The organism is Amycolatopsis plumensis (assembly GCF_042652605.1).
Taxonomy (GTDB): Bacteria; Actinomycetota; Actinomycetes; order Mycobacteriales; family Pseudonocardiaceae; genus Amycolatopsis; species Amycolatopsis plumensis.
This window is the reverse complement of the sequence record NZ_JBHSJY010000001.1, coordinates 997,650-1,021,600: the sequence shown is the minus strand read 5'-3', so window position 1 is coordinate 1,021,600 and position 23,951 is coordinate 997,650. Positions and strand designations below refer to the sequence as shown.

The window sequence follows — 23,951 nt, the reverse complement described above, 5'->3', positions numbered from 1 at the left end:
GATGCGCCGGAGGCTGCCGTGAAGAAGATCATCAACGATCCGGCGAACGTCGTCGCCGAGTCGCTGCGGGGGCTCGCCGCCGCGCACGCCGACATCCTCCGCGTCCAGTACGACCCGGACGTGGTGATCAGAGCCGGCGCCCCGGTCGCGGGCAAGGTCGCCGTCATCTCCGGCGGCGGGTCCGGGCACGAACCACTGCACGGTGGCTTCGTCGGCCCGGGCATGCTCGCCGCCGCCGTGCCCGGCGCGGTGTTCACCTCGCCGACGCCGGACGCGGTGCAGGCCGCGGTCACCGCGACCACCGGCGACGCGGGCGCGCTGCTCATCGTGAAGAACTACACCGGTGACGTGCTGAACTTCGAGACGGCCGCCGAGCTCGCCGCCGCCGAGGGCCTCGAGGTGCGCAGCGTCGTGATCGACGACGACGTCGCGGTCAAGGACTCGACCTACACCGCCGGCCGCCGCGGGGTGGGCGGCACCGTGCTGCTGGAGAAGATCACCGGCGCCGCCGCCGAGCGCGGGGACTCGCTCGACGCGGTCACCGCACTGGCGCAGAAGGTGATCGGCCAGGTCCGGTCGATCGGCGTCGCACTCACCGCGCCGACCGTGCCGCACGCCGGCACCCCCAGCTTCGACCTCGACGAGAACGAGATCGAGTTCGGCATCGGCATCCACGGCGAGCCCGGCCGCGAGCGGATCCCGGCCGAGCCGGCCGACGCGCTGGTGGCGCGGATGGTCGAAGCGGTCGTCTCGGACCTGCCGTTCGCCTCGGGCGACCGCGTGCTGCTGTTCACCAACTCGATGGGCGGCACCCCGCTCGTCGAGCTCTACCTGGCGCACGGCATCGCCGAGCGGCTGCTGGCCGACCGTGGGATCGTGGTCGAGCGCCGGCTGGTCGGCCCGTACATCACCAGCCTCGAGATGCAGGGGATGAGTCTGACGTTGCTCAAACTGGACGACGAGCTGACCGGGCTGTGGGACGCCCCGGTCAACACCGCGGCGCTGCGGTGGGGGCTCTGATGGCCTGTACCGCCGAAGGGGTCGCGGCGGCCGTGCGCGCCGCCGCCGCGGTGGTCGCCGAACACCGCGGGGAACTGATCGATCTCGACCGCGCGATCGGCGACGGCGACCACGGCGAGAACCTCAACCGCGGCTTCGCGGCCGTCGTGGCATCGCTCGATTCCGCCGTTCCGGACACTCCCGGCGGGGTGCTCAAGCTCGTCGCGACGACGTTGATCTCCAAGGTCGGTGGCGCTGCGGGCCCGTTGTACGGCACGGCTTTCCTGCGTGCCTCGGCCAAGCTGGGCGCCGCAGGCAGCCTCGACGTCCCGGCGTTGCTGGACGCGCTGCGAGCCGGTCTCGAAGGTGTCCAGGCCCGCGGCAAGGCGGTGGGCGGCGACGCGACCATGGTCGACGCCCTGATCCCCGCGGTGGTGGCGGCGGAGAAGGCGGCCGAGGGCGGCGGGGACGTCGCCGCGGTGCTGACCGCGGCGGCCGACGCGGCCGACACCGGCGCGGAGTCCACAGTGGATCTGGTCCCGCGGAAGGGCCGGGCGTCCTACCTCGGCGAGCGGGCCGTGGGGCACCTGGACCCCGGCGCCCGCTCGTCGGCGCTGCTGTTGCGCGCGTTCGCGGAGGCCGCCCGGTGAGCGTGGGAATCGTGCTCGTGTCGCACAGCGCGAAGCTCGCCCAAGGCCTGGCCGAGCTCGCCGCCCAGATGGCGCCGGACGTCACCATCCTGCCGGCCGGCGGCCTCTCCGACGGCTCGATCGGCACGGACTACGACGAGGTCGTCGCCGCCACCCAGCGCGCCGACTCCGGCGACGGCGTCGTGCTGCTCTACGACCTCGGCAGCGCGCAGATGACGGCCGAACTCGCCGTCGAATCGCTGGCCGACCCCTCGGCCGCGATCGTCGCGGACGGCCCGCTGGTCGAGGGCGCGATCGCGGCGGCGGTCGCCGCGCAGTCCGGGCAGGATCGCCGGGCCGTGGCCGAAGCCGCCGCCACGGCCGGGATCCCGGAGGACTTGGCGCCGTCCGCCGAGGCCCCGGCCGACGCCGCCGAGGTCGAGCTGGAGCTGCGCAACGACGTCGGGCTGCACGCCCGGCCGGCCGCGGTGCTGGTGCGCACGCTCAGCGAGTTCGACGCCGAGGTGACCGTGCGGCTCGGCGACCAGGAGGCCGACGGCCACAGCGTCCTGGCCCTGATGTCGCTCGGCGCGCGCCAGGGCGACCGGATCCGCGTCCGGGCGCGCGGGCCGCAGGCGTCCGCCGCCCTGGAGAAGGCGAAGGAGCTGGTGGACGGCAATTTCGGCGAGTGAAGCGGCCTTCGCCGACCGGGTGACTTGAGCCGTACTGACTCGATTCCGTCTGGGCATCCGGTGGTCCCCGTGGCACTATCGAGGCCAATTACCAGCGAGTAACATCTCTGGAGGCCTCGATGGCGCGGGACATCTCGACGGTCGGTGTGGTCGGCCTGGGCACCATGGGGGCCGGGATCGCCGAAGTGCTCGCGCGCAGCGGGCTCGACGTCGTCACGGTCGAGCTCGACGAAGCCGGTGTCGCCCGCGGCCGCGGTCACCTCGAGCACTCCACCGAACGGGCGCTCTCCGGCGGCAAGCTGGACACGGCCGGGCGCACGGCGCTGCTGGACCGGATCACCTACAGCACATCGCTGTCTGATCTGTCCGAAGTGGACTTGGTGATCGAAGCGATCCCGGAGAGTCTCGAGCTGAAGGCCGAAGTCTTCGCCGAGCTGGACAAGATCACCCGGCCCGAGGTGGTCTTCGCGTCCAACACCTCGTCGCTGTCGATCACCGAGATCGGGGTGCACACCGCGCGTCCCGGCAAGGTCGTCGGCATGCACTTCTTCAACCCGGCGCCGGTGCTGAAGCTCGTCGAGATCGTCAAGACGGTGGTGACCGAGCCGGACGTGGTCGCCGAAGCGGTCGAGTTCGCCGAGCGGCTCGGCAAGGTGCCGGTGGTGATCGGCGACCGCGCCGGGTTCATCGCCAACGCGCTGCTGTTCGGCTACCTCAACCACGCCGTGCGGATGTACGAACAGCGCTACGCCACGCGCGAGGACCTCGACGCCGCGATGCGCTTCGGCTGCGGCTACCCGATGGGCCCGCTCGCGCTGCTCGACCTGATCGGGCTGGACACCGCGAACGAAATCCTCGACACGATGTACCACCAGTCCCGCAACCGCCTGCACGCGCCCGCGCCGCTGCTCAAGCAGATGATCACCGCGGGCCTGCTGGGCCGCAAGACCGGCCGGGGCTTCTACACCTACGACGCCCCGGACTCGCCCACCGTGGTCGCTTCCGGCGCTGTGTCCACAGTGGAGAGTGTGCCGCCGCGGCCGGTGGCGCGGGTCGGCGTGGTCGGCACCGGGACGATGGCGACCGGCATCGCGGAGGTGTTCGCCAAGCGCGGCCTCGACGTCGTGCTGCGTGTCCGGAGCCTGGAGAAGGCCCAGGCGTCCGTGGCCCGCGTCAAGAAGTCGCTCGACAAGGCCGTGGTCAAGGGCAAACTGTCCGAAGAGGACGCGGCTCTTGCCTTGGCGCGCATCACCCCCGTCACCGACTTCGAGGCCTTGGCCGACGTCGACCTGGTCATCGAGGCGGTGGCCGAGGAGCTGTCGGTCAAGCAGGCGGTGTTCGCGGCCCTCGACGAGGTGGTCCGCCCCGGCGCGGTCCTGGCCACGACGACGTCTTCGCTGCCGGTGATCGAGTGCGCGGCCTCGACGTCCCGGCCGTCCGACGTGGTCGGTCTCCACTTCTTCAACCCGGCCCCGGTGATGAAGCTGGTCGAGGTGGTGTCGACGATCGCGACCGCCCCGGACGTGGTGGCGACGGCGAGCGCGGTCTGCGCCGCGGTGGGCAAGCACGCGGTGCACTGCGGCGACCGCGCGGGCTTCATCGTCAACGCGTTGCTGTTCCCCTACCTCAACGACGCGGTGAAGATGCTCGAAGCCCACTACGCGGGCGCGGACGACATCGACACGGCCATGAAGGTCGGCTGTGGCCTGCCGATGGGCCCGTTCGAACTGCTGGACGTCGTCGGCCTCGACGTCTCGCTGGCCATCCAGCGGACGCTGTACAACGAGTTCCGCGAGGAAGGCTTCGCGCCGGCGCCGCTGCTGGAGCACCTCGTGACGGCCGGACGGCTGGGCCGCAAGACCGGGAAGGGCTTCAAGGACTACTGATCAGCGTTCGGCCACCTCGCCGAGGACGGGCTTGACGTCGAGCACCGGCGTGCCGTCGATGGCCTCCAGGCCCGTGACCGTCAGCGTGCTGCCGTCGACCGCCGTCACCGTGACCGTGTGGAGGCCGATCGGGTTCGGGCGGTCCGGTGAGCGCGTCGAGAACACGCCGGTGCTCGGGCGGTCCCGGTCGCCTCGCGGGTGGACAGCCTGGACGTCGCGGTCCGCTTCGTGCAGCCACGTCAGGAGAACCAGGCGGTCGCCCGGCCGGAGGTCGGCCGCCGCCGGGGCGAACTCGGGCGCGAACACCACCCGGGACGGTGGCGCGCCCTCGTCGCCCTGCTTCGGTGCCGTCGCACGGTCCGTCAAGGGCGACTCGATGCGCGCCACCGGGCGCACCTGGTAACTCGTCACTGGTAATAGCCCTCGACCGGCACGCGGGCCTCGTCGAACAGCGTCGGGCCTGCCAGCTTCGGCCCGTCCCACGTCAGCGGCGGGCGCAGCGTGAGGAACTGTTCCGTCGACAGCGCGTAGACGACGCGGCCGAGCCTCGACCGCTCGATCGCGCCGACGCACATCCCGCACGGCTGGGTGCTGGTGAACATCGTCGTGGCCGCCGCGGTTTCCGGGTCCAGGTGCTGCGCCGCCCAGCGGGCCAGCTTCAGTTCCGGGTGGGCCGTGATGTCGTTGTCGGTCAGCGACGTGTTGCGGTCCTCGGCGATGATCTTCCCGTCGGCGTCGGCCAGCAGCGAGCCGAACGGCGGGTTGCCGTGTTCCTCGCGCGCCTCGCGAGCGAGCTCGATCGCCCGCCGCAGCAGGGTTTCTTCGGTGTCCTTCACAGGTTCTCCCTCCAGGATGCGGCCACCGCCGCGAGATCACGCCACGCCACCTCCGGGCGCAGCGTTTCGGCCGGGTCCGAGTCGAACGGGTCGAGCACGACGGTGTCCGCCCCCAGCGCTCGCAACTGCGCCAGATCGTCGAGGACCTGTTCCAGCGTGCCCTCACCGGCGCGCCGGTCCGGCCCGGTCACCGGCGCCGCCGTCACCCGCAGCAGGATGCGCGGCGCGAAGGCGGGCACCGGCCGGTCGCCGGCCAGCTTTTCCAGGCGTGCCAGCGTTTCCCGGAACCCGGCCATTGTCAGCCGCAGCGGGTGCCACGCGTCGCCGAGCTCGATCGCCCGGCGCAACCCGGCGTCGCTGTGCCCGCCGAGCCACAGCGGGATCGGCCCCGCGCGGTAGTCGTCGCGCTCGGCCCACGCGGCGCGGATCGCCCGCAGGTGTTCGGTGGTGAGCTTGCCGCGCTGCTCGAACGGCACGCCCAGCGCCTCGAACTCCTGCTTCGCCCAGCCGATCCCGGCGCCGAGCACGAGCCGGCCGCCGCCGCTGAGCGCGTCGAGGTTGGCCGCCATCCGCGCCACCAGCAGGGGATGCCGGTACGGCACCACGAGCACGGTGGTGCCCAGCCGGACCCGCCGCGTGATCCCCGCCAGCCACGACAACGTCGTGAACGGCTCGTAGAACGGCGCCGGGTACTGTCCGGCGACGTCCGGCGTGATGGCGACGTGGTCGGACACCATCAGCAGGTCGTAGCCGAGGCCTTCGACCGTCTGCGCCCAGGCGCACAGGACACCCGGGTCCGTGCCGGGCCCGAAGTTGGGGACGTTCACGCCGATCTTCACCCGGAAAGGCTATCGGCGGTTTGCCCGAATCCGGAAGGGAACGATCACGGCGTTCGGCCCGTTCGGCCGTGGATCCCACGGTATGTTCGGCGGATGACCGAGAGTCTCGACCCGACGGACTGGGCCATCCTGGCCGAGCTCCAGCGCGACGCCCGGCTGCCGCTCACCGAGCTGGGCCGCCGCGTGAACCTCAGCGCGTCCGCGGCGACCGAACGGCTCCGGCGGCTGGAGGCCGCGGGGGTGATCAGCGGCTACCGCGCGGAGATCGACCTCGGCAAGGTCGGGTACCCGGTGCTCGCCGTGGTCCGCCTCAAGTACCCGGGCAGCCGCCACGAGCCGCTGCACAAGCTGCTCACCGAGCGTTCGGAGATCCTCGAGTGCCTGCGCACCACCGGCGACGACTGCTACACGCTCAAGATCGCCGCGGCCTCCATGGCCCACCTCGAGCGCACGGTCGACGAGCTGTGCCAGTTCGGCAGCACGACCACCAACCTCGTCTACAGCCAGACCCTGCCCTACCGGGGCCCGCGGGAGCCCGCCCGTGACCTCGAGGCCTGACCGCATCGTCATCATCGGGGTGACCGGCTCGGGCAAGTCGACGCTCGCCGCCCGGATCGCCGAGCGCACCGGTCTGCCCTACCACGCGGCCGACGACCTCACCTGGCTGCCGGGCTGGGTCGGGGTGCCGGACGACGAGCAGGTCCGCCGGATCACCGAGGTGTGCGCGGGGGAGCGCTGGGTCCTCGACGCCGTCTACAGCAGGTGGCAGGACGTCGTGCTGCCCCGCGCGCAGCTCGTCGTGGGTCTCGACTACCCGCGCTGGCTTTCGCTGAGCCGCCTGGTGCGCCGGACGTTCGTGCGGGCGCTGACCCGCCGCCGGATCTGCAACGGCAACGTCGAGTCGTTCCGCCAGATGTTCTCCGCGGACTCGATCATCCGCTGGCACTTCACCTCGTTCGCGAGCAAACGGGCCCGCATCCGGGCGTGGGCCGCCGAGTCACCCGGCCCGGCCGTCGTCCGGCTGACGTCCCCGCGCGAGACCCGCCGCTGGCTCGACAGCCTCTGAGGTGCTGTGCGGTCAGGCGCCCGGGGGCAGCAGCGGGCCGCCGCTCCAGTGCTGGAACACGAGGTTCGTGTGGACGCGGGCCACCTCGTCGCGCGCGGTCAGCTCGTCGAGCACCAGCCGCTGCAGCTCCCCGGCGGAGCTGGTCGCGACGTGCGCGAGGAAGTCGTCCGGCCCGGTCAGGTGGTAGACCGCACGCACCTCCGGCAGCGAGAGCAGGTGCTCGATGAACGGGTCCACCAGCGGCCGCCGGTGCGGGCGGACCTGGACGAACAGGAACGCCTCCAGCGGCCGCCCGAGCTTGGCCGCGTCGACCGACGCGTGCTGCCCGGTGATCACGCCGGTGTCCCGCAGCCGGGCGACGCGGTCCAGACACGTCGACGGCGCGATGCCGACCGCGGCCGCCAGGTCCTTGTTGGTGATCCGGGCATCGTTCTGCAGCAGGCGCAGGATCTCGAGATCGACCGGACTCAGTTCGACGGAAGCGGACATCGCCGAATGATATCCGAGAGTATTGCTCGCAACCCGGGAAAAGCTCGACCATGCTGGCATGACTTCCTCGCTGCGCACGCGGGCCGTCCACGCCGGCCGTGACGATCTCACGGACCTCGGCGTGCACGCCGCTCCGCTCGACCTGTCCACGACCTACCCGTCCCGCGACAGTGCCGCCGAAGCCGCCCGGATCGACGCCTTCGCCGCCGGCGCCGAGCTCGATGGGCCGCCGATCTACGGCCGGGTGGGCAACCCGACCGTCGAACGGTTCGAGCGCGCGCTCGCCGAGCTGGAGGGGTTCGAGCACGGCGTCGCGTTCGCCAGTGGCATGGCCGCCGTCTCGGCCTGCCTGCTTTCCGCGGTGGCGCAAGGGAAACGGCACGTCGTCGCCGTGCGCCCGCTCTACGGCTGCAGCGACCACCTGCTCGAGTCCGGCTTGCTCGGCACGGAGGTGACCTGGGCCGCCCCCGACGCCGTCGCTGCCGCGCTGCGGCCGGACACCGGCCTGGTGTTCGTCGAGACGCCGGCGAACCCGACCCTGGCCGAAGCGGACATCGCCGAGCTGGCTCGTGCTTGCGGCGACGTGCCGCTGGCGGTCGACAACACCTTCGCCACCCCGGTCCTGCAGCGGCCCGGCCACCACGGTGCCCGGATGGTGCTGCACAGCGCGACGAAGTTCCTCGGCGGCCACGGCGACGTGATGGGCGGGATCGTCGCCTGCGACGCGGCGGAAGCCGCCCGGCTGCGGCAAATCCGCTTCGCCACCGGCGGCGTGCTGCACCCGCTGGCCGGATACCTGTTGCTGCGCGGGCTTTCCACGCTGCCGCTGCGTGTCAACGCGGCGTCGGCGACCGCCGCGACGCTGGCGTCACGGCTCGGCGAGCACCCGGCCGTGACCGCCGTCCACTACCCGCGGATCGGCGGACCGCTGGTGGCGTTCGAGGTCGACGGCGACCCGCACGCCCTGATCGGCGCGGTCCGGCTGATCACGCCGGCCGTCAGCCTGGGCAGCGTCGACACGCTGATCCAGCACCCGGGGTCGATCAGCCACCGGATCGTCGACGAGGGCGACCGCCACGGCGCCGGCGTGTCCGACCAGCTGATCCGGATGTCCGTCGGCCTCGAGGACGTCGAGGACCTGTGGGCCGACCTGGAGCAGGCGCTGAAGGCGCTTTGAGCCTGGTCAGCCGCAGCAGCCGCCACCGCAGCAGCCGCCGCCGCCGGCCGGGGCCGCGGGACCGCTCGCGGCCCCGGTCAGCGCGACCGTGGTGAGCAGCTTAACGGTGTCGGCGTGGCCCTCCGGGCAGGCCGCCGGCGCACTGGATTCGCTCATCGGGCGCAGGAGCTCGAACGTCTCGGTGCACTCGCGGCAGCGGTAGGCGTAGGTCGGCATGCCGCGATTATCGCCGGAGGCGCCCGGGGATGGGAAGCTGGGCGCGTGCAGCCGCCCTCGCTCGCCGACGTCCCGCACCTCGGCCAGGTCGTCCCGTCCCTGCTCGCCGCGCTCGGGGTGCCCGGCTGCGGGAACGCGCTGACGTTGCCGGAGGCCCGCAGCGCCGGCGTGCTGCTCGTCGACGGGCTCGGCTGGGAGCTGCTCGCCGAGCACGCCGCGGACGCCCCGGTGCTGACCGAGCTCGCCCGCGAGCCGCTGCGCGTGGGTTTCCCGTCGACGACGGCCGCCGGTGTCGCCGCGATCGGCACCGGTCTCGCCTCGGGCGAGCACGGCATGGTCGGCTACACCTTCGAGATGCCCGGCACCGGCGTGCTCAACGCGTTGCGCTGGTGCAGCCACGAGGACGGCAGCGACCTGCGGGGCGCCCTCCCGCCGCCCGAGGTGCAGCCGCTGCCGACGACGTTCGAGCGCGCCGCCGCGGCGGGCGTCGAAGCGGCCGTGGTGTCGTCCGCCCAGTTCCGGGACACGGCGTTGACCCTGGCCACCCAGCGCGGGGCGCAGTACGCCGGTGTCCACGCGCTGGGCGATCTCGCCGCGCGGACGTTGTCGGTGCTCGGCGGACGCGCGTTCTGCTACGCCTACCACAGCGAACTCGACCTGCTGGGGCACATCCACGGCCCCGGTTCCACCGCCTGGCGCATGCAGCTGCGGCAGGTCGACCGGCTCGTCGAGTCCCTTGTGGACGGTCTGCCGCCCGGCGCGCTGCTCGCGGTGGTGGCCGACCACGGGATGGTGACCGTCGACGACAAGCTCGACCTCGAGGAGGCCCCGGAGCTCCTCGCCGGCGTCCGCACGTTCGGCGGCGAGGTCCGCGCGCGGCACGTCTACACCGAGCCGGGCGCGGCCGCGGACGTCCTCGCGGCCTGGCGGGAGGTGCTGGGCGAGCGCGCCTGGGTGCGCTCGCGCGAGGAGGCGGTCGCGGAGGGCTGGTTCGGGCACACGGTGAGCGACCGGGTACTGCCCCGCATCGGCGACGTCGTCGCCGCGGCCCGCGACCGGTTCGGGATGGTGCGCGGGCTCGCGGAAGCGGTGGAGTCGTCGCTGATCGGGCAGCACGGGTCGCTCACCAGCGCGGAGCAGCTGGTACCGCTGGCGCTGGCGCAGGGATAGCCGACCCTCCAGGTACGCAAGCCGACTCTCCAGCTACGCAAGCCGACTGTCCAGGTACGCGAGCCGACCGGCCAGGTACGCGAGTCGCCCGCCCGCGTACGCGTGCCAGAGCGTCGGCTCGGGTGATGGCGGGGCCGACACGGGCGTCCCCGGCTTCCGCGAACGTGCTCTCGCGGGAACTTTCCCCGTCCCGGTGCCGACCTGTCCACTGCGTGCCGGACTGACGGGAGTGGGCGGAATGAGCGTGCTGGACGGGATCGGGGTCGTCGGTGCGGGCGGCGAGGGGCGGGCCGTGGCGGCGTACCTCGCCGCGCGGGAGCTGCCCGTGCACCTCTACACGCGGGATCTGGAGGCTGTCGGCGAGATCGCGCGCCGCCGGGAGATCGTCGCGCGCGGGGTGCTCGACGGGCGGTTCCGGCTCCGGGAGGTGACCGCGGACCCGGCCGGGCTGGGTGGGCGGGCCGTCGTCCTGGTCGCCACCGTGACCACGGCCTACCCGGAGGTCGCCGCCCGGCTCGCTCCGCACCTGTGTCCGGGGCAGGTGGTGGTGCTGTTCTCCGGCAAGCTGTGCGGGAGCGTCGAGTTCGCCCACGCGCTCGCCGCCGCCGGAGCTCCGGACGTCGACGTCGTGGAGACCGACGCGCTGTTCGCCGCGCGACCGTGCGGGACCGATGGCGTCACCGTGCTCGGCGTCAAGGGCTGGAATCTGATCTCCGGCAGCACCTCGGCCGCCGTCGCCCGGCGCGCGGGGCTGTTGCGCGAGTGGTTCCCGATGCTGGAGATCGCGCGCAACCCGGTGGAACGTGGCCTGCACGACTTCGGCGCGGTCGCGCACGTGCCGATCGCGCTCGCCAACCTCGGCGCCATCGACCGCGCGGAGGAGCTGCTCTTCTACGTCGAAGGCGTCTCGGCGCGGACGATCGCCCTGCTCGAACGCACCGAGGCCGAGTTCGCCGCCGTCGCGGACGCGTACGGCGCCCGGCTGCTGCCCATGACCGAGGTCCTCGACCGCTACTACGGCTGCCCGGCCACGACGTTGCTCGACGCGCTGCGGACGGTGAAGCCGTACCGGACCATCACGGCCCCGACCAGTCTCGACCACCGCTTCCTGACCGAGGACATCCACTCGACGCTGGTGCCGCTGCAGGCACTCGCGCGGTGCGCCGGGGTGGCCACCCCGATGGTCGACGCGGCGATCACCATCATGTCCGTGCTCGGCGGCGAGGACTTCCGCCGGACCGGCCGCACCCTCCGCAGGCTCGGTTGGGACGGCCTCGCCCACGACGCGATCCTGCACCGCCTGGGCAGCGGCGGCCGGGTGGCGGGCCGGGCGGCCTGAGCGCCGGCGGGCGTTTCCGGTGCTTGGGCGGGCATCACGCGTGATCGAAGGGGGATTTCGCGTGACTGGGCGGGCATCACGTGTGATTGGCGGGGCATCTCGCGCACTTGGGCGGACGGCTCGCGTACCTGGGCGGACGGCTTGCGTACCTGGAGGGTCGGCTTGCGTACCCGGAGGGTCGGCTTGCGTACCCGGAGGGTCGGCTTGCGTACCTGGAGGGTCGGGCTGCGTACCTGGAGGGTCGGGTTGCGTACTTGGAGGGTCGGTCGGGGTGGGTGGGGGTGGCGGTTACCGTTTGGGCGTGCCACGACGCAACCGTCCCGGCCGCCGCGCGGACGGTGGGCCGCCCGAGCGGGACCTCGGTGCCGCGACCGGGTGGGCGCGGGCCGAGTCCGGGGCGGACGGGGACTGGCTCGTGCGGACCGTGCCCGGGAGCCAGGCCACGAAGGTCTACCGGTGCCCCGGGTGCGACCACGAGATCCGGCCGGGGACACCGCACCTCGTGGTCTGGCCCGCCGACGAGACCGGCTCCGTCGCCGACCGGCGGCACTGGCACCGGGCCTGCTGGGAAGCCCGGGCCCGGCGGCGGCCGCATCGCCGCTGGTAGCCCCGCCGGACCCGACCCACGGCCGCGCCGGGCCTCGGCCCACGGCCGCATCGCCGCTGGTAGCCCGCGCCGGCGCGGGGATTCGCTCTGGAGTTGTCAAGCTTCGGTTGGTGCTCAGCGGCGGTAGTGGCGGGACATCTCGCCCTCGTAGACCTCCTCCGTGTACTCCGTGAAGCCGAGGCGCTCGGCGACCCGCAGCGACGGCTTGTTCGCCGTGCTCACGCTCGCCAGCACCGGCACGGACGGCAGCTCGTGGGCGCACCACGCCAGGACCGCCTGCCCCGCCTCGACCGCGTACCCCTTCCCCCACGCCGAGGGCCGGAACCGGTAGGCGAGGTTCAGCACCTTCTCGCCGTGGAACTCGCGCAGCCGGACGCCGCACGTGCCGAGGACCTCGGTGCCGCCGCGTTCGAGGACCGCGGGGTAGCCGAAGCCGTGCTCGGCCCAGTGCGCCAGCCACGCCGAGAACATCTCCGACGCGCGCCGGACGTCGGGTGGGTCGGGGTGGAAGCGGTTGGTCCGCGGGTCGGTGTGGATGTCGACCATCGCCTGCCGGTCCGCCTCGTGGAGCGGACGCAGCAGCAGCCGGTCGGTTTCGATGTCGGTGAACACATCGGCGAAGCTAGCGAGGGGGTCCGACAAAATGACGCGCATGACCGAACTGCCGCTGGTCCTCCTCCACGCCTTCCCCCTGGATTCCCGCATGTGGAACGCGGTGCGCGCACCCCTCGCTTCACACCTTCGGGTGATCACCCCGGACCAGCGCGGGCTCGGCCGCTCGCCGCTGCCGGAGACCGACCGCGAACCGAGCCTCGAGGACGCCGCGCGGGACGTCGTCGCCCTGCTCGACCGGCTGGACCTCGACCGCGTCGTGCTCGGGGGCTGCTCGATGGGCGGCTACCTCGCGATGGCCGTGCTTCGGCTCGCCCCGGAGCGGGTCGGCGGGCTCGTGCTCATCGACACCAAGGCCACGCCCGACACGCCCGAGGCCGCGCAGACCCGGCTGGACGTCGCGGCCCGCGTCGAGCGCGAAGGCACCAAGACCTGGCTGGCCGAGGCCAACCTGCCCAACCTGCTGTCGGAATCGACGCGCGAACAGCGTCCCGAGCTCGTCGAGTCGGTGCGGGAGATCATCGAATCCCAGCCGCCCGCCGGGATCTCCTGGACGACGCTGGCGCTGCGCACCCGGCCCGATTCGCTGGACCTGCTGCGGGACGCCGAGGTCCCGGCGCTGGTCATCGTCGGCGAAGAGGACCCGATCACCCCGGTGGCGGCGGCGAGCGAAATGGCCGAGGCCCTGAACGGCGCGACGCTCGTCGTGCTGCCCGGCGCCGGCCACCTGACCCCGCTCGAAGACCCCGCGGGCGTGGTCGAGGCGATCCTCTCGTGGTACCCCGCGACTCACGCGAAATAGGCGGTGAGCGCCGAGTGCGCCTCGGGAAGCCGGTGCGGGAACCGGATGGCGATGACGAACCGCCACACGACCGAGTACAGCTCGCGTAGCCGCGTACAGACGCGAAGCGCCTCTTCGTCCACTTCGCCCGGGTAGGCGGCCAGGAACTCCGGGCCGCCTTGCCGGGCGAGGATGCCCAGGTCCCAGGCGAGCGGTCCGCACCAGGTGTCCTCGAAGTCGAGCCAGCACGGCCCCGCGGGCGTGGCGATGAGGTTCCCGGGGTGGGCGTCGCCGTGCAGCGGCTGCACGGCGGCCTCCGGCAGCGTCGCGCCGATCCGGGCCGCCTCGGCGCGCAACCGGGGATCCAATTCGTGGCGGTCGAAGACATGGCCGAGGTCGTCCAGCGGGCCGCGCCGGGGCAGTTCGCCGGGGTACTCCCGCAAGGCCGCGTGCACCTCGGCGAGGGATCGCGCGACGACGTCCGGGGCGTACCGGTGGCCCGGATCGTGCGGGGTGTGGTGCCAGAGCGTGACCGGAAGCCCCTCGGCGAAATGGGGTCCGGCCGGGGGATCGGTGCTGGGTGAGACGACGAGCACACCACGTTCGGTGAGGAACTCCGACACCGCCACGTCCCGCTCCTGCCAGGCCGGGCCGGTCCGCGCCAGGCGGGTGGTCGCGGGCACCCTGGCCACCAGTGGACCCAGTCTCACCAGCACGTTCGACCGTTCGTGGAGCACTTCGGGCTCGTGGCGGGGCAGTCCCAGCCGGGCGGTCACGGCGCGGGCCGCGCGCACCGCCGCGCGGGTGTAGTCGTCGGCCACGCCCCGATCTTGCCAGCCGGTGCGCGCGACTGTCGGTAGCGAGGGCTACGATCCCCCTAAGCCGCCGGATCGGGTCTTCCCGAGTCCCGGTGGCGCGACGATGACCACCACAAGGTTTCAGTGTTGGAGGCAGGAGTGACGGCCGTAGCCCCCAAGCCGATCGCCACGCGCCCGTACCCCGCGCGCGAGTCGGTTAAGGGTTCGTACCTGCTGCGGTTGTTCCGCACGACGGACCACAAGCAGATCGGGATCATGTACCTGGTCACGTCGTTCGCCTTCTTCATGGCGGGCGGCGCGATGGCCATGCTGATCCGCACCGAGCTGGCGCGGCCCGGGCAGCAGTTCCTGTCGCAGGAGCAGTACAACCAGCTCTTCACCATGCACGGCACGGTGATGCTGCTGCTGTACGCGACCCCGATCCTCTTCGGCTTCGCGAACTTCGTCCTGCCGCTGCAGATCGGCTCGCCGGACGTCGCCTTCCCGCGGCTGAACGCGTTCTCGTACTGGCTGTACCTCTTCGGCGGCCTGATCGTGATGTCCGGCTTCCTGACCCCGGGTGGCGCCGCCGACTTCGGCTGGTTCGCCTACACCCCGCTGTCGGACGCCATCCACTCGCCGGGCGTCGGCGCCGACCTCTGGATCTCCGGACTGGTGATCGGTGGTCTCGGCACCATCCTCGGCGCGGTCAACATGATCACCACCGTGGTCTGCCTGCGCGCGCCGGGCATGACGATGTACCGGATGCCGATCTTCACCTGGAACATCCTGGTCACCAGCATCCTGGTCCTGCTCGCCTTCCCGATCCTGACCGCGGCCCTGATGGGCCTGCTGGCGGACCGGCACCTCGGGGCGCACGTGTTCGACCCCGAAAACGGCGGCGTGATCCTCTGGCAGCACCTGTTCTGGTTCTTCGGCCATCCCGAGGTGTACATCGTCGCGCTGCCGTTCTTCGGCATCGTGTCGGAGATCTTCCCGGTGTTCAGCCGCAAGCCGCTGTTCGGCTACAAGAGCCTGGTCTGGGCGACGCTGGCCATCGCGGCCCTGTCGGTCGCGGTGTGGGCGCACCACATGTACGCCACCGGCGCCGTGCTGCTGCCGTTCTTCTCCTTCATGACGTTCCTGATCGCCGTCCCGACCGGCATCAAGTTCTTCAACTGGATCGGCACGATGTGGAAGGGCCAGCTGTCCTTCGAGACGCCGATGATCTTCTCGATGGGCTTCATCGTCACGTTCCTCTTCGGCGGCTTGACCGGCATCCTGCTGGCCGCGCCGGCGATCGACTTCCACGTGTCGGACAGCTACTTCGTCGTCGCGCACTTCCACTACGTGCTCTACGGCACGATCGTGTTCGCCACCTTCGCCGGCATCTACTTCTGGTTCCCGAAGATCACCGGCCGGATGATGGACGAGAAGCTCGGCAAGTGGCACTTCTGGACCACGTTCATCGGCTTCCACGGCACGTTCCTCGTCCAGCACTGGCTGGGCGCGGAGGGCATGCCGCGCCGGTACGCGGACTACCTGACCACCGACGGCTTCACCACGCTGAACACGATCTCCACGATCGGTGCGTACATCCTCGGTGCCTCGACGCTGCCGTTCATCTGGAACGTCTTCAAGAGCTACCGGTACGGCGAGATCGTCACGGTGGACGACCCGTGGGGCTACGGCAACTCGCTGGAGTGGGCGACCTCCTGCCCGCCGCCGCGGCACAACTTCACCGAGCTGCCCCGGATCCGCTCCGAGCGGCCCGCGTTCGAGCTGCACTACCCGCACATGATCGAGCGCATCCACAACGAGGGCGAGATCGGCTTCTTCGGGAAGCAGAAGGTCAACAGCCACGCGGCGCCGTCGCAGCTGCTCACCGAAGCGGTGATCCCGGGAGACCACTCCAAGGACAACGCGAGCGAGCAGGGCGACAAGTAGCAGCACCTGATCGAGTGAGCGCGTGCCCGGCTGATGTGAAGCCGGGCACGCGCTCTACTTATGTCCGGCCCCGGACCGGCAGACTGGCCGTGCAGCGTTGCCGAACGAGGGATGACCAGTGACCCAGACCCCCGTCCTGATCACGACGACCGGCCCCGACAAGCCGGGTGTCTCGTCCGTGCTGTTCGCCGTGCTGACCCGGCACGACGTCGACGTGCTCGACGTCGAGCAGGTGGTCATCCGCGGGCAGCTCGTGCTCGGGGTGCTCGCCGGGGTCTACCGCGACCCGGAGGGCCTGCAGGAGGCGGTCGAGCAGGCGATGGCGTCCGTCGGCATGCAGGTCGACGTCAAGATCGGCAACGCGATCGGCGACGACCCGTTCGCGCTCGGCCGCCGCGACTCCTCCCACGTGCTGGTCGTCCTGGGCCGCCCGGTCACCGCGCGGGGCTTCTCGGAGGTCGCGCGCCGGCTGGCCGCGCTGGGCGCCAACATCGACGCGATCCGCAGCGTCGCCGACTACCCCGTGACCGGGCTCGAGCTGTACGTCTCGGTCGACGAGGACACCCCCGAGGCCGACGCCGCGCTGCGCTCGGAACTCGCCGACGCCGCGGTCGAGGCCGGGATCGACATCGCCGTCGAGCGCGCCGGCATCACGCGCCGGGCGAAGCGGCTCGTCGTGTTCGACGTGGACTCCACCCTGATCCAGGGCGAAGTCATCGAGATGCTGGGCGCGCACGCCGGGGTCGAGCCGGAGATCCGCGAAATCACCGAAGCGGCCATGCGCGGAGAGCTGAACTTCACCGAGTCGCTGGAACGGCGGGTCGCACTGCTGGCGGGCCTGCCGGCGACGGCGATCGACCAGGTCGCCGCGTCGATCGAGCTCACCCCCGGCGCGCGGACCACGATCCGGACGCTCAAGCGCATGGGCTTCCGCACCGGCGTCGTTTCGGGCGGCTTCACCCAGGTCATCGACGGCCTGGTGGAGGAGCTCGGGCTCGACTTCGCGGTGGCGAACGAGCTCGAGATCGTGGACGGCAAGCTCACCGGGAAGGTCATCGGCGACGTCGTCGACCGCGCAGGCAAGGCGAAGGTGCTTCGCCGCTTCGCCGCCGAGTACGACATCCCGCTCGAGCAGTGCGTCGCCGTCGGGGACGGCGCGAACGACATCGACATGCTGTCGGCCGCGGGCATGGGCGTCGCGTTCAACGCGAAGCCCGCGCTGCGCGAGGTGGCCGACACCGCGCTGTCGCACCCGTACCTCGACGCCGTGCTGTTCGTGCTCGGCCTGACCCGCGGCGAGGTCGAAGCGGCCGACGCCGCCGACGGGCTCGAGCTGATGCGGCCGTGAGCAGCGTTCTCGACCCCCTGGGCGCCCGCTACGCGTTCTGGCTGGGGCTTCCGGCCGAAGACACTTCGGACACCTCCGACGAGCTCCCCGGCGAAGTCCGCGCGATGCCGGTCATCCTCCGCATCGAACGCGCCGAGCCGCCGGGCCGCACGCCGCTGCTGGAGGCCGCGGCCGCGGCCGCGCTGGCGGTGTGCCTCGACGAGCGTTCGCAACCCGGCGGGGAGTGGGCCGAGCCGATGCACGCCTGGCTCGACAACCGGATCCGGAAGGTCGCGCGGCGGGCGCGGGGCGCGCACTGGGCGGCCGTCCAGGACCTGCCGGGCATCACCGTCGAGGTCGACGGCGCCGAGGCGCGGGCGCTCGTGCCGGGCCTGGTCACCGAGACCCCCAAGGAAGTCGCGCGGTTGCAGATCTCCGGCAGCGAACTGCCGCCGGACGAGCCGGGGCCGCTCCCGGACGGCGTCCCGCTGCTGCTGCTCAACCCGCACGTGCCGATGACCGTCGGCAAGGGCGCCGCCCAGGTCGGCCACGCGACGATGATCCTCGCCGCGTTGCTGGGCGACGCCGAGCGGGCCGCCTGGGCCGCGCAGGGGTTCCGGGTCGCCGTGCGCACGGCGACCCCCGTGCAGTGGAAGGAACTGCACCCGGGCGACGACCCGGAGGGCGCGTGGCGGCGCAACCGCGTCATCGCCGTGCGGGACGCCGGGTTCACCGAGGTCGATCCGGGCACGATCACGGTGCTCGCCCAGTGGGCGCCGGAACAAGCGGCATCCTGACCCGGTTGGAGCGGGCATGACACTGGAAGTGGAACGCACGGGCGAGCACGCGTTCGTCGGGCGCAACGAACGCGGCGCGGAGGTGCGGCTGGGCCGCAAGGGCGCCGAAGGGGCCTTCTCGCCCGCCGAGCTGCTGCAGATCGCGGCCGCGGGCTGCAGCGCGGTGACCGCGGAGGAGCTGATCGTCCGGCGGATCGGTGAGGACGCGAAATTCCTGGTCACCGTCGACGCCGACCGCCGAGAAGGTGCTTCGGAGCTGGACGCCGTCCACGTCGCTTTCGATGTCGACGTGTCGACTTTGACGGCGGATCAGCGGGATGCGCTCGCCGGGGCTGTGGACCGCGCGATCGAGCGGCTCTGCACGGTGAGCCGCACGCTCAAGAAGGGGATTCCGGTGACGGAGGAGTTTCCGGCGTAACGGCGATTAGCTCGTCGAACTCCTCGAAGAACTTCGCGAGCTGCTTTCCGTCGGGGAACGCCAGCGGCACGCCACCGGGCAGCGCACTTCAGTTCTGGCCGGATTCCCAGACGACGTAGGCCTGGTCGGCGTCGGTCGTCATGGCCTCGATGAACTTCTCGTTGTCGAAGCCCGGCAGGGCCTGCAGGCGCTCGATGAGCGCGTCGGCCGCCGGGTCGCCGCTCGGAACCGCGGTGCCCTTGCCGTCGGTGCCCACCAGCATGAAGAAGACGTCTTCGTTCCACGGGCCGTCGGGGATGACCCGCACCATCACCGACGACAGGCCGGCCCACGTGACAGCTTCTTCGCTGCCGTCCGCGAGCCGCCGCCGCACGCCGGTGTCGTCGACGCTGACGGTCCGGGACTGGGCGCTGGACGAATCCTGGGTCAACCGGTGCTCCCTTGTTGCTTCGGTGGCTTCACCGTACCGGGCGCGGCTGTGGAGCGCGTCACGCGGGCGCGGCTGCGTCCAGCCGGCGCAGTGCCTCCCGCACCACCTTCGGGTCCATCGTCGGCCAGAACGGCGGCAGCGACGCGCGCAGGAAACCGCCGTAGCGGGCGTTCGCCAGCCGCGAATCCAGCACAGCCACCACCCCGCGGTCGCTGACCGCGCGGTGCAGCCGCCCGGTGCCCTGCGCCAGCAGCAGCGCCGCGTGCGTGGCCGCCACGGTCAAGAACCCGTTGCCGCCGCGGGCTTCCACCGCGCGCTGCCGGGCCGACGACACCGGGTCGTCCGGGCGCGGGAACGGGATCCGGTCAACCACCACCAGCTGCAGTGACGGCCCGGGCACGTCCACGCCCTGCCACAGGCTCAGCGTGCCGAACAGGCACGTGCGGACGTCCTCGGAGAACTTCTGGACCAGCAGCGATGTCGCGTCGTCGCCCTGGCAGAGGATCGGGAAATCCAGCCGCTCCCGCATCTCCTCGGTGGCCTGCTTGGCCGCCCGCATCGAGGAGAACAGCCCGAGCGTGCGCCCACCCGCGGCCTCGATCAGCTCGGCCAGCTCGTCCATTGTGGACGATGTCAGGCCGTCACGGCCTGGCGGCGGCAGGTGCTTGGCCAGGTACAGGATCCCGTTGCGGCGGTGGTCGAACGGCGAGCCGACGTCCAGGCCGGTCCATTTCGGGCCCGACTCGTCCGACGGCGCTTCCTTCTCCGTTGCGGCGCCCGGCGCCTGCTCCACCCGGGCCGCGCCCGGCGGGAGGCCCCACTGGCGCGCCATCGTGTCGAAGGTGCCGCCCAGGGTCAGCGTCGCCGAGGTCAGGATCGTCGTGTGCTGGTTGAACACCCGCTCCCGCAGCAGGCCGGCGACCCCGAGAGGCGCCACCTTCAGCGCCGGCGGGCGCGGGTTCGACGAGTACTTGTCGCCGGAGAGCCAGACGACGTCGCGCTGGTGCGCCTGGTCGTCGTCGAACGCCTCCAGCAGCCGGACCGCGGTGTCGTGGACCTCGTCGAGCAGCGACCGCGCCAGCTTGCGCGCGGTGGCTCCCTCGACGTCCTCCTTGCGGTCGTTGCCCAGCGCCGTGATGCACGCGTGCGCGGCGTCGCGGACCGCCGGGATCGCGCCCTTGAGCGGCCGGGGCAGCTCGTCCAGCCGGCCCGCGGGCAGGTCGTCGATGATCAGGGCCAGCCCGTCACCCGCTTCCAGCAGGCGGTCGGCGACGTCGGCGTCGATGAGCTTGCCGCAGCGGCGCGCGGCCGCCGCGCACATGGCGCTGGTCAGCTCGCCGGTGGCGACCGAGGTGACCCGGTCGACCAGGTCGTGGGCCTCGTCGATGATCACCACGTCGTGGTCCGGCAGGACCTGGTAGCCCTGCAGCGCGTCGATCGCCAGCAGCGCGTGGTTGGTGACGATGACGTCGGCGCGGCCAGCCTCGGCGCGGGCCTTCTCGGCGAAGCAGTCCGTGCCGATCGGGCAGCGCGAAGCGCCGAGACATTCCTTCGCCGTCACCGAAACCTGGCGCCACGCCTGGTCGGAGACGCCGGGGACGAGTTCGTCGCGGTCGCCGGTTTCGGTGTCCGAGGCCCACTCCCGCAGCCGCGTGACCTCCTTGCCCAGCCGCGACACCGCGAACGGATCGAAGAGCTGGGCGTCCTCCGGCTCGTCCGGCGCGCCGGAATCCAGCCGGTGCAGGCACATGTAGTTGCGGCGGCCCTTGAGGATCGCGAAGGTCGGCTCACGGCCGAGGGGCTTCTTCAGCGCCTTCGCCAGGCGGGGGAGGTCACGGTCGACCAGCTGGCGCTGCAGCGCGATCGTGGCCGTGGAGACCACGACCGTGGCCTCCTTCTCGACGGCGTGCCGGATCGCGGGGACGAGGTAGGCCAGTGACTTGCCGGTGCCGGTGCCGGCCTGCACGGCCAGGTGCTCACCGGTGCGGATGGCGCGGCCGACGGCGTCGGCCATCTGGACCTGCCCTGGGCGTTCGGCACCGCCGACGGACTCCACCGCGTGGGTGAGGAGTTCGAGGACGCCGGGGAAATCGGTTCGGGCGGGCACAGCGACACACATTAGCCGCCGCCACCGACAAAGATCGGTGCTCCGTCGCGAACGGGCCACTCGCGTCGCGGAGCACCCCGGCTCGTGAGTGGTTAGGGCGGTTCTAACCGCCCTAACCACTCACGAGGTCAGTCCTGCGTGCGGCCGGAGACCAGCTTCCAGGTCAGCGGCAGCAGACCGGCGGCCACGACGATCTTGATCGCGTCGCCGATCAGGAACGGCGTCACGCCCTTGGCGAACGCCGTCGACAGGTCGAACCCGGTCGAGGCCATCAGCCACGGCACGCCGAACGCGTAAATCACCAGGTTTCCGAGCACCATGGTGCCCGCGGTGCGCACCGGCGTCCGGTCGCCGCCGCGGCCGGCGAGCGCGCCGACCAGGGCACCGGCGAAGACGAACCCGACGATGTAGCCGGCGCTCGCGCCGGACAGGCCCGAGGTGCCGTGCTGGAACCACGGCACACCCACCGCGCCGACCAGCAGGTACACCAGCATCGAGGCGGCACCGCGCGACATGCCGAGCGACGCGCCGACGAGCAGCGCGGCGAACGTCTGGCCGGTCATCGGCACCGGGCTGCCCGGCACGGGGATCGTCAGCTGCGCGGCGGCGCCGGTGAGCACGGCGCCGCCGGCGACCAGCGCGATGTCCCGCACGAGCGAGCCGGGGACGAGGTCGGCCAGCACGGGCCGCTTCCCGGCGAAGGACAGCGAAGACACGAAACCTCCCGAAGTGAACAGGCGACGACCGAGGTTAACGCTCGTTACCGGCCCGTGGACCCGCCGAGTTGCGTTCCTCACCGGGCACTCGTCCGGGTGGACCCGATCAGGGCGGGCGCCGGACCGGCCGATGACGAAAGGGGACGACTGCGAGCTGTCACGGGACCGAGGAGGCCGGAGCATGCGGAACGCCAGGAAGAGGACATTTCGGTTGCTGGCTGTGACGACGCTGGCCCTTCCGCTCCTCGGCGCGGCCGCCCCCGTGCGGTCCACCGGATGGGCGTCTTCCGGCTCGGTGGACGTGATGATCGACAACGAGCAGATCGTCACCGGTGAACTGGCGAAATGCACCGTCGACGGCCCGTACAAGGGCTGGACGCAGGGGGGCGCCACCGGCGACATCGCCGTGTTCGGGGCCGGGGACACCGGCTGCGGGCGGTCCGGCGAGTCGGCGATCGCGCAGGCGGCAGGCCGCCGTTTCAAGGCGACCGTGCTGATGCGCTACGGCGGCCCGGAACTCACCGTCCGGACGTTCTCGGCGAAGTGCGCGACGACGGCCACCGGCAGCCTCGGCGAAGTGGTGGTCGGCGCCGTCGAAGGCGTCACCGTGCCGGAGGAGATCCCGCCGAACCACCGGATCGTCATCCCCGGCGGCGCGGCGGGCACGGCGTTGGCGACGGTGGTGCTCAACGAGACCGTGACGCCCCAGCCGCCGGACGGCAGCCTGGTGACGCACGCGGTGCACATCAAGCTGTTCCCGCAGGGCGGCCCGGCGAGCGGCGACATCTACCTGGGCACGGCCGCCTGCGACCCCTTCGGCAAGAAGTAGCGCGCCACTTTCGTAGGGAAAGTGGCGTTTCAGGCGGTGGCGAAGCGGGCGGTGGCCGCGACGAACTCGCCCGCGCGGATGGCCAGGTCCGGCAGGCTGCCGCCGGAAGAGAGCGCGTCGCCCAGCAACGGTGTCGCCGCGGCGACCGCGATCGCGCCCGCGCGCAGGTAGCCCTCGACGTCGGCCAGGTGGACGCCGCCGGTCGGCACCAGCGGGACGTCCGGCAGCGGCGCCCGCACCGCCCGCAGGTACGCGACCCCGCCGACGGCCGCGACCGGGAACACCTTCACCGCGGCCGCGCCGAGCCGCCAGGCCTGGTCGATCTCCGTCGGCGTCAGCGCGCCGCAGATCACCGGCGTGTCCAGGGCCGCGGCGCGCTCGAGCACCGCCGGGTTGACCGTCGGCGTGATCAGGTAGGCGGCACCCGCGTCCACCGCGATGTCCACATCGGACGGTTCGCGGACGCTGCCCGCCCCGATCAGCGCGTCTTCGCCCAGCGCCAAGCGCAGCGCAGTGATGGCCGCGGGCGCGCCCGGCGTCGTCAAGGTCGCTTCGAGCAGGCGGACGCCCGCCGCGTGCAGCACCATCGCCGCGTCGGCGAACCGGGAAGCGTCCGGTGCGCGCAGGATCGCGACGAGCCGGTGTTCGGCCAGCGCCGCCTGAAGGTCCTTCACGCCACGCGGGCCGTTCCGGTGTACGTGACGCCGGCTTCGTCGAAGTCCCGCAGCGTGCGGTCGACCGAGGCCCGCGCGATCCCGGCGGTGTGGTCGAGCAGCACGCGCACGCCGAACCCGGCCCGGGCCGCGTCCAGCGCCGTCGCCCGCACGCAGTAGTCGGTGGCGATGCCGACGACGTCGACGTCGGTCACGTCGTGCTCGCGCAGCCACGCCTCCAGGGACTTCCCGTCCCGGGACGCGCCTTCGAAGCCCGAGTAGGCCGCGCTGTACTCGCCCTTGGAGAACACCTCGCCGATCGGGACGACGTCGAGTTCCGGGTGGAACGACGCGCCCGGCGTGCCCGCCACGCAGTGCGGCGGCCAGCTGTCCGTGAAGTCGGGGGTGTCGCTGAAGTGGGCGCCCGGGTCGATGTGATGGTCCCGGGTGGCCACGACGTGCGAGTAGCCGCCGCTCGCGCTGAGCGCCGAGATCGACGCCGCGGTGGCCGCGCCGCCCTCGACGGCCAGCGAGCCGCCCTCGCAGAAGTCGTTCTGGACGTCGACCACGATCAGCGCGGTACCCATCGGTC

General features: G+C 72.2%; 28 protein-coding genes. 16 read left to right on the top strand and 12 right to left on the bottom strand.

The genetic code is table 11. The features are described 5' to 3' along the window. The first annotated feature begins 18 nt into the window (after nucleotides 1-18). From dhaK to ACFPLC_RS04940, 4 genes are all read left to right on the top strand, one after another. Nucleotides 19-1,020 carry a dihydroxyacetone kinase subunit DhaK gene (gene dhaK, locus ACFPLC_RS04955; RefSeq protein WP_378188711.1) on the top strand — a complete coding sequence of 334 codons (1,002 nt, stop codon included), beginning with the start codon at nucleotides 19-21 and terminating at the stop codon, nucleotides 1,018-1,020. Further along, nucleotides 1,020-1,649 carry a dihydroxyacetone kinase subunit DhaL gene (gene dhaL, locus ACFPLC_RS04950; RefSeq protein WP_378235704.1) on the top strand — a complete coding sequence of 210 codons (630 nt, stop codon included), beginning with the start codon at nucleotides 1,020-1,022 and terminating at the stop codon, nucleotides 1,647-1,649. Before dhaK ends, dhaL begins: the two co-directional genes overlap by 1 nt. Beyond that, nucleotides 1,646-2,320 (top strand): dihydroxyacetone kinase phosphoryl donor subunit DhaM, encoded by a 675-nt coding sequence (gene dhaM, locus ACFPLC_RS04945; RefSeq protein WP_378188708.1) that lies wholly within the window; start codon nucleotides 1,646-1,648, stop codon nucleotides 2,318-2,320. The genes dhaL and dhaM overlap by 4 nt, the downstream gene beginning before the upstream one ends. 119 nt (nucleotides 2,321-2,439) lie before the next feature. Then, the gene (locus tag ACFPLC_RS04940) at nucleotides 2,440-4,206 is read left to right on the top strand and encodes a 3-hydroxyacyl-CoA dehydrogenase family protein (RefSeq protein WP_378188706.1); all 1,767 of its coding nucleotides are present in this window, start codon (nucleotides 2,440-2,442) and stop codon (nucleotides 4,204-4,206) included. On the opposite strand, the gene tsaA is transcribed toward ACFPLC_RS04940, so the two are convergent. Genes tsaA through ACFPLC_RS04925 form a run of 3 tightly spaced genes read right to left on the bottom strand, consistent with a single transcriptional unit; the run spans nucleotide 4,207 to nucleotide 5,881 of the window. After that, entirely contained in the window at nucleotides 4,207-4,602 is a 396-nt protein-coding gene (tsaA, locus tag ACFPLC_RS04935; RefSeq protein ID WP_378189065.1) for a tRNA (N6-threonylcarbamoyladenosine(37)-N6)-methyltransferase TrmO, read from the bottom strand. Nucleotides 4,603-4,613: 11 nt separating this feature from the next. After that, nucleotides 4,614-5,042 carry a nucleoside deaminase gene (locus ACFPLC_RS04930; RefSeq protein WP_378188704.1) on the bottom strand — a complete coding sequence of 143 codons (429 nt, stop codon included), beginning with the start codon at nucleotides 5,040-5,042 and terminating at the stop codon, nucleotides 4,614-4,616. Beyond that, nucleotides 5,039-5,881 carry an LLM class flavin-dependent oxidoreductase gene (locus ACFPLC_RS04925; protein WP_378188703.1) on the bottom strand — a complete coding sequence of 281 codons (843 nt, stop codon included), beginning with the start codon at nucleotides 5,879-5,881 and terminating at the stop codon, nucleotides 5,039-5,041. The genes ACFPLC_RS04930 and ACFPLC_RS04925 overlap by 4 nt, the downstream gene beginning before the upstream one ends. A 93-nt stretch (nucleotides 5,882-5,974) precedes the next feature. Here ACFPLC_RS04925 and ACFPLC_RS04920 point away from each other — a divergent pair, with 93 nt between their 5' ends. Both ACFPLC_RS04920 and ACFPLC_RS04915 read left to right on the top strand, forming a co-directional pair. Continuing rightward, nucleotides 5,975-6,439 (top strand): Lrp/AsnC family transcriptional regulator, encoded by a 465-nt coding sequence (locus tag ACFPLC_RS04920; RefSeq protein WP_378188702.1) that lies wholly within the window; start codon nucleotides 5,975-5,977, stop codon nucleotides 6,437-6,439. After that, a complete protein-coding gene (locus ACFPLC_RS04915) occupies nucleotides 6,423-6,947 on the top strand; it encodes a P-loop NTPase family protein (RefSeq protein ID WP_378188700.1) in 525 nt (174 codons plus the stop codon). The genes ACFPLC_RS04920 and ACFPLC_RS04915 overlap by 17 nt, the downstream gene beginning before the upstream one ends. A 12-nt stretch (nucleotides 6,948-6,959) precedes the next feature. Here ACFPLC_RS04915 and ACFPLC_RS04910 read toward each other — a convergent pair whose 3' ends face one another. Further along, the gene (locus tag ACFPLC_RS04910) at nucleotides 6,960-7,436 is read right to left on the bottom strand and encodes an Lrp/AsnC family transcriptional regulator (protein ID WP_086840754.1); all 477 of its coding nucleotides are present in this window, start codon (nucleotides 7,434-7,436) and stop codon (nucleotides 6,960-6,962) included. A 58-nt stretch (nucleotides 7,437-7,494) separates the two neighbouring features. Between ACFPLC_RS04910 and ACFPLC_RS04905 the strand changes: the two genes are divergently transcribed. Continuing rightward, entirely contained in the window at nucleotides 7,495-8,613 is a 1,119-nt protein-coding gene (locus tag ACFPLC_RS04905) for a trans-sulfuration enzyme family protein (RefSeq protein WP_378188697.1), read from the top strand. A 6-nt stretch (nucleotides 8,614-8,619) separates the two neighbouring features. Here the strand turns inward: ACFPLC_RS04905 and ACFPLC_RS04900 are convergent, their stop codons facing one another. Then, a complete protein-coding gene (locus tag ACFPLC_RS04900) occupies nucleotides 8,620-8,829 on the bottom strand; it encodes an FmdB family zinc ribbon protein (RefSeq protein WP_378188696.1) in 210 nt (69 codons plus the stop codon). Between the two features lie 45 nt (nucleotides 8,830-8,874). Here ACFPLC_RS04900 and ACFPLC_RS04895 point away from each other — a divergent pair, with 45 nt between their 5' ends. The 3 genes from ACFPLC_RS04895 (at nucleotide 8,875) to ACFPLC_RS04885 (ending at nucleotide 11,945) form a co-directional block, all read left to right on the top strand. Then, complete coding sequence (locus tag ACFPLC_RS04895; RefSeq protein ID WP_378188695.1) at nucleotides 8,875-9,999, top strand: alkaline phosphatase family protein; 1,125 nt, start codon at nucleotides 8,875-8,877, stop codon at nucleotides 9,997-9,999. A gap of 238 nt (nucleotides 10,000-10,237) precedes the next feature. After that, complete coding sequence (locus ACFPLC_RS04890; RefSeq protein ID WP_378188694.1) at nucleotides 10,238-11,338, top strand: NAD/NADP octopine/nopaline dehydrogenase family protein; 1,101 nt, start codon at nucleotides 10,238-10,240, stop codon at nucleotides 11,336-11,338. 301 nt (nucleotides 11,339-11,639) lie between these two features. Next, the gene (locus tag ACFPLC_RS04885; RefSeq protein ID WP_378188693.1) at nucleotides 11,640-11,945 is read left to right on the top strand and encodes a peptidase associated/transthyretin-like domain-containing protein; all 306 of its coding nucleotides are present in this window, start codon (nucleotides 11,640-11,642) and stop codon (nucleotides 11,943-11,945) included. 114 nt (nucleotides 11,946-12,059) lie between these two features. Here ACFPLC_RS04885 and ACFPLC_RS04880 read toward each other — a convergent pair whose 3' ends face one another. Further along, nucleotides 12,060-12,599, bottom strand: coding sequence for a GNAT family N-acetyltransferase (locus ACFPLC_RS04880; protein WP_378188692.1), 540 nt, complete (start codon nucleotides 12,597-12,599; stop codon nucleotides 12,060-12,062). Here ACFPLC_RS04880 and ACFPLC_RS04875 point away from each other — a divergent pair. Then, the gene (locus ACFPLC_RS04875; protein WP_378188691.1) at nucleotides 12,598-13,359 is read left to right on the top strand and encodes an alpha/beta fold hydrolase; all 762 of its coding nucleotides are present in this window, start codon (nucleotides 12,598-12,600) and stop codon (nucleotides 13,357-13,359) included. The genes ACFPLC_RS04880 and ACFPLC_RS04875 overlap by 2 nt on opposite strands. Here ACFPLC_RS04875 and ACFPLC_RS04870 read toward each other — a convergent pair. Next, on the bottom strand, nucleotides 13,347-14,159 hold the full coding sequence (locus tag ACFPLC_RS04870) for a phosphotransferase family protein (RefSeq protein ID WP_378188690.1): 813 nt from the start codon (nucleotides 14,157-14,159) through the stop codon (nucleotides 13,347-13,349). The genes ACFPLC_RS04875 and ACFPLC_RS04870 overlap by 13 nt on opposite strands. A 135-nt stretch (nucleotides 14,160-14,294) precedes the next feature. On the opposite strand from ACFPLC_RS04870, the gene ctaD reads away from it, so the two are divergent. From ctaD to ACFPLC_RS04850, 4 genes are all read left to right on the top strand, one after another. After that, nucleotides 14,295-16,082: an aa3-type cytochrome oxidase subunit I gene (ctaD, locus tag ACFPLC_RS04865; protein WP_378188688.1), complete on the top strand. Its 1,788-nt coding sequence runs from the start codon at nucleotides 14,295-14,297 to the stop codon at nucleotides 16,080-16,082. 118 nt (nucleotides 16,083-16,200) lie between these two features. Continuing rightward, nucleotides 16,201-17,430, top strand: coding sequence for a phosphoserine phosphatase SerB (gene serB / locus ACFPLC_RS04860; RefSeq protein WP_378188687.1), 1,230 nt, complete (start codon nucleotides 16,201-16,203; stop codon nucleotides 17,428-17,430). Further along, nucleotides 17,427-18,206: a peptidyl-tRNA hydrolase gene (locus tag ACFPLC_RS04855; RefSeq protein WP_378188686.1), complete on the top strand. Its 780-nt coding sequence runs from the start codon at nucleotides 17,427-17,429 to the stop codon at nucleotides 18,204-18,206. The genes serB and ACFPLC_RS04855 overlap by 4 nt, the downstream gene beginning before the upstream one ends. 16 nt (nucleotides 18,207-18,222) lie before the next feature. Beyond that, on the top strand, nucleotides 18,223-18,624 hold the full coding sequence (locus ACFPLC_RS04850) for an OsmC family protein (RefSeq protein ID WP_378188685.1): 402 nt from the start codon (nucleotides 18,223-18,225) through the stop codon (nucleotides 18,622-18,624). Nucleotides 18,625-18,712: 88 nt separating this feature from the next. Here ACFPLC_RS04850 and ACFPLC_RS04845 read toward each other — a convergent pair whose 3' ends face one another. From ACFPLC_RS04845 to ACFPLC_RS04835, 3 genes are all read right to left on the bottom strand, one after another. After that, nucleotides 18,713-19,054, bottom strand: coding sequence for a hypothetical protein (locus tag ACFPLC_RS04845; protein ID WP_013229471.1), 342 nt, complete (start codon nucleotides 19,052-19,054; stop codon nucleotides 18,713-18,715). A 58-nt stretch (nucleotides 19,055-19,112) separates the two neighbouring features. Further along, nucleotides 19,113-21,161, bottom strand: coding sequence for an ATP-dependent DNA helicase (locus tag ACFPLC_RS04840; RefSeq protein WP_378188683.1), 2,049 nt, complete (start codon nucleotides 21,159-21,161; stop codon nucleotides 19,113-19,115). Between the two features lie 128 nt (nucleotides 21,162-21,289). Then, nucleotides 21,290-21,877 (bottom strand): biotin transporter BioY, encoded by a 588-nt coding sequence (locus tag ACFPLC_RS04835; RefSeq protein ID WP_378188682.1) that lies wholly within the window; start codon nucleotides 21,875-21,877, stop codon nucleotides 21,290-21,292. A gap of 211 nt (nucleotides 21,878-22,088) precedes the next feature. Between ACFPLC_RS04835 and ACFPLC_RS04830 the strand changes: the two genes are divergently transcribed. Continuing rightward, entirely contained in the window at nucleotides 22,089-22,706 is a 618-nt protein-coding gene (locus tag ACFPLC_RS04830; protein WP_378189064.1) for a choice-of-anchor P family protein, read from the top strand. A 29-nt stretch (nucleotides 22,707-22,735) separates the two neighbouring features. Here the strand turns inward: ACFPLC_RS04830 and ACFPLC_RS04825 are convergent, their stop codons facing one another. Continuing rightward, entirely contained in the window at nucleotides 22,736-23,380 is a 645-nt protein-coding gene (locus ACFPLC_RS04825; RefSeq protein ID WP_378188680.1) for a bifunctional 4-hydroxy-2-oxoglutarate aldolase/2-dehydro-3-deoxy-phosphogluconate aldolase, read from the bottom strand. Further along, entirely contained in the window at nucleotides 23,377-23,946 is a 570-nt protein-coding gene (locus ACFPLC_RS04820; RefSeq protein WP_378188679.1) for an isochorismatase family protein, read from the bottom strand. Before ACFPLC_RS04820 ends, ACFPLC_RS04825 begins: the two co-directional genes overlap by 4 nt. Nucleotides 23,947-23,951: the final 5 nt, after the last annotated feature.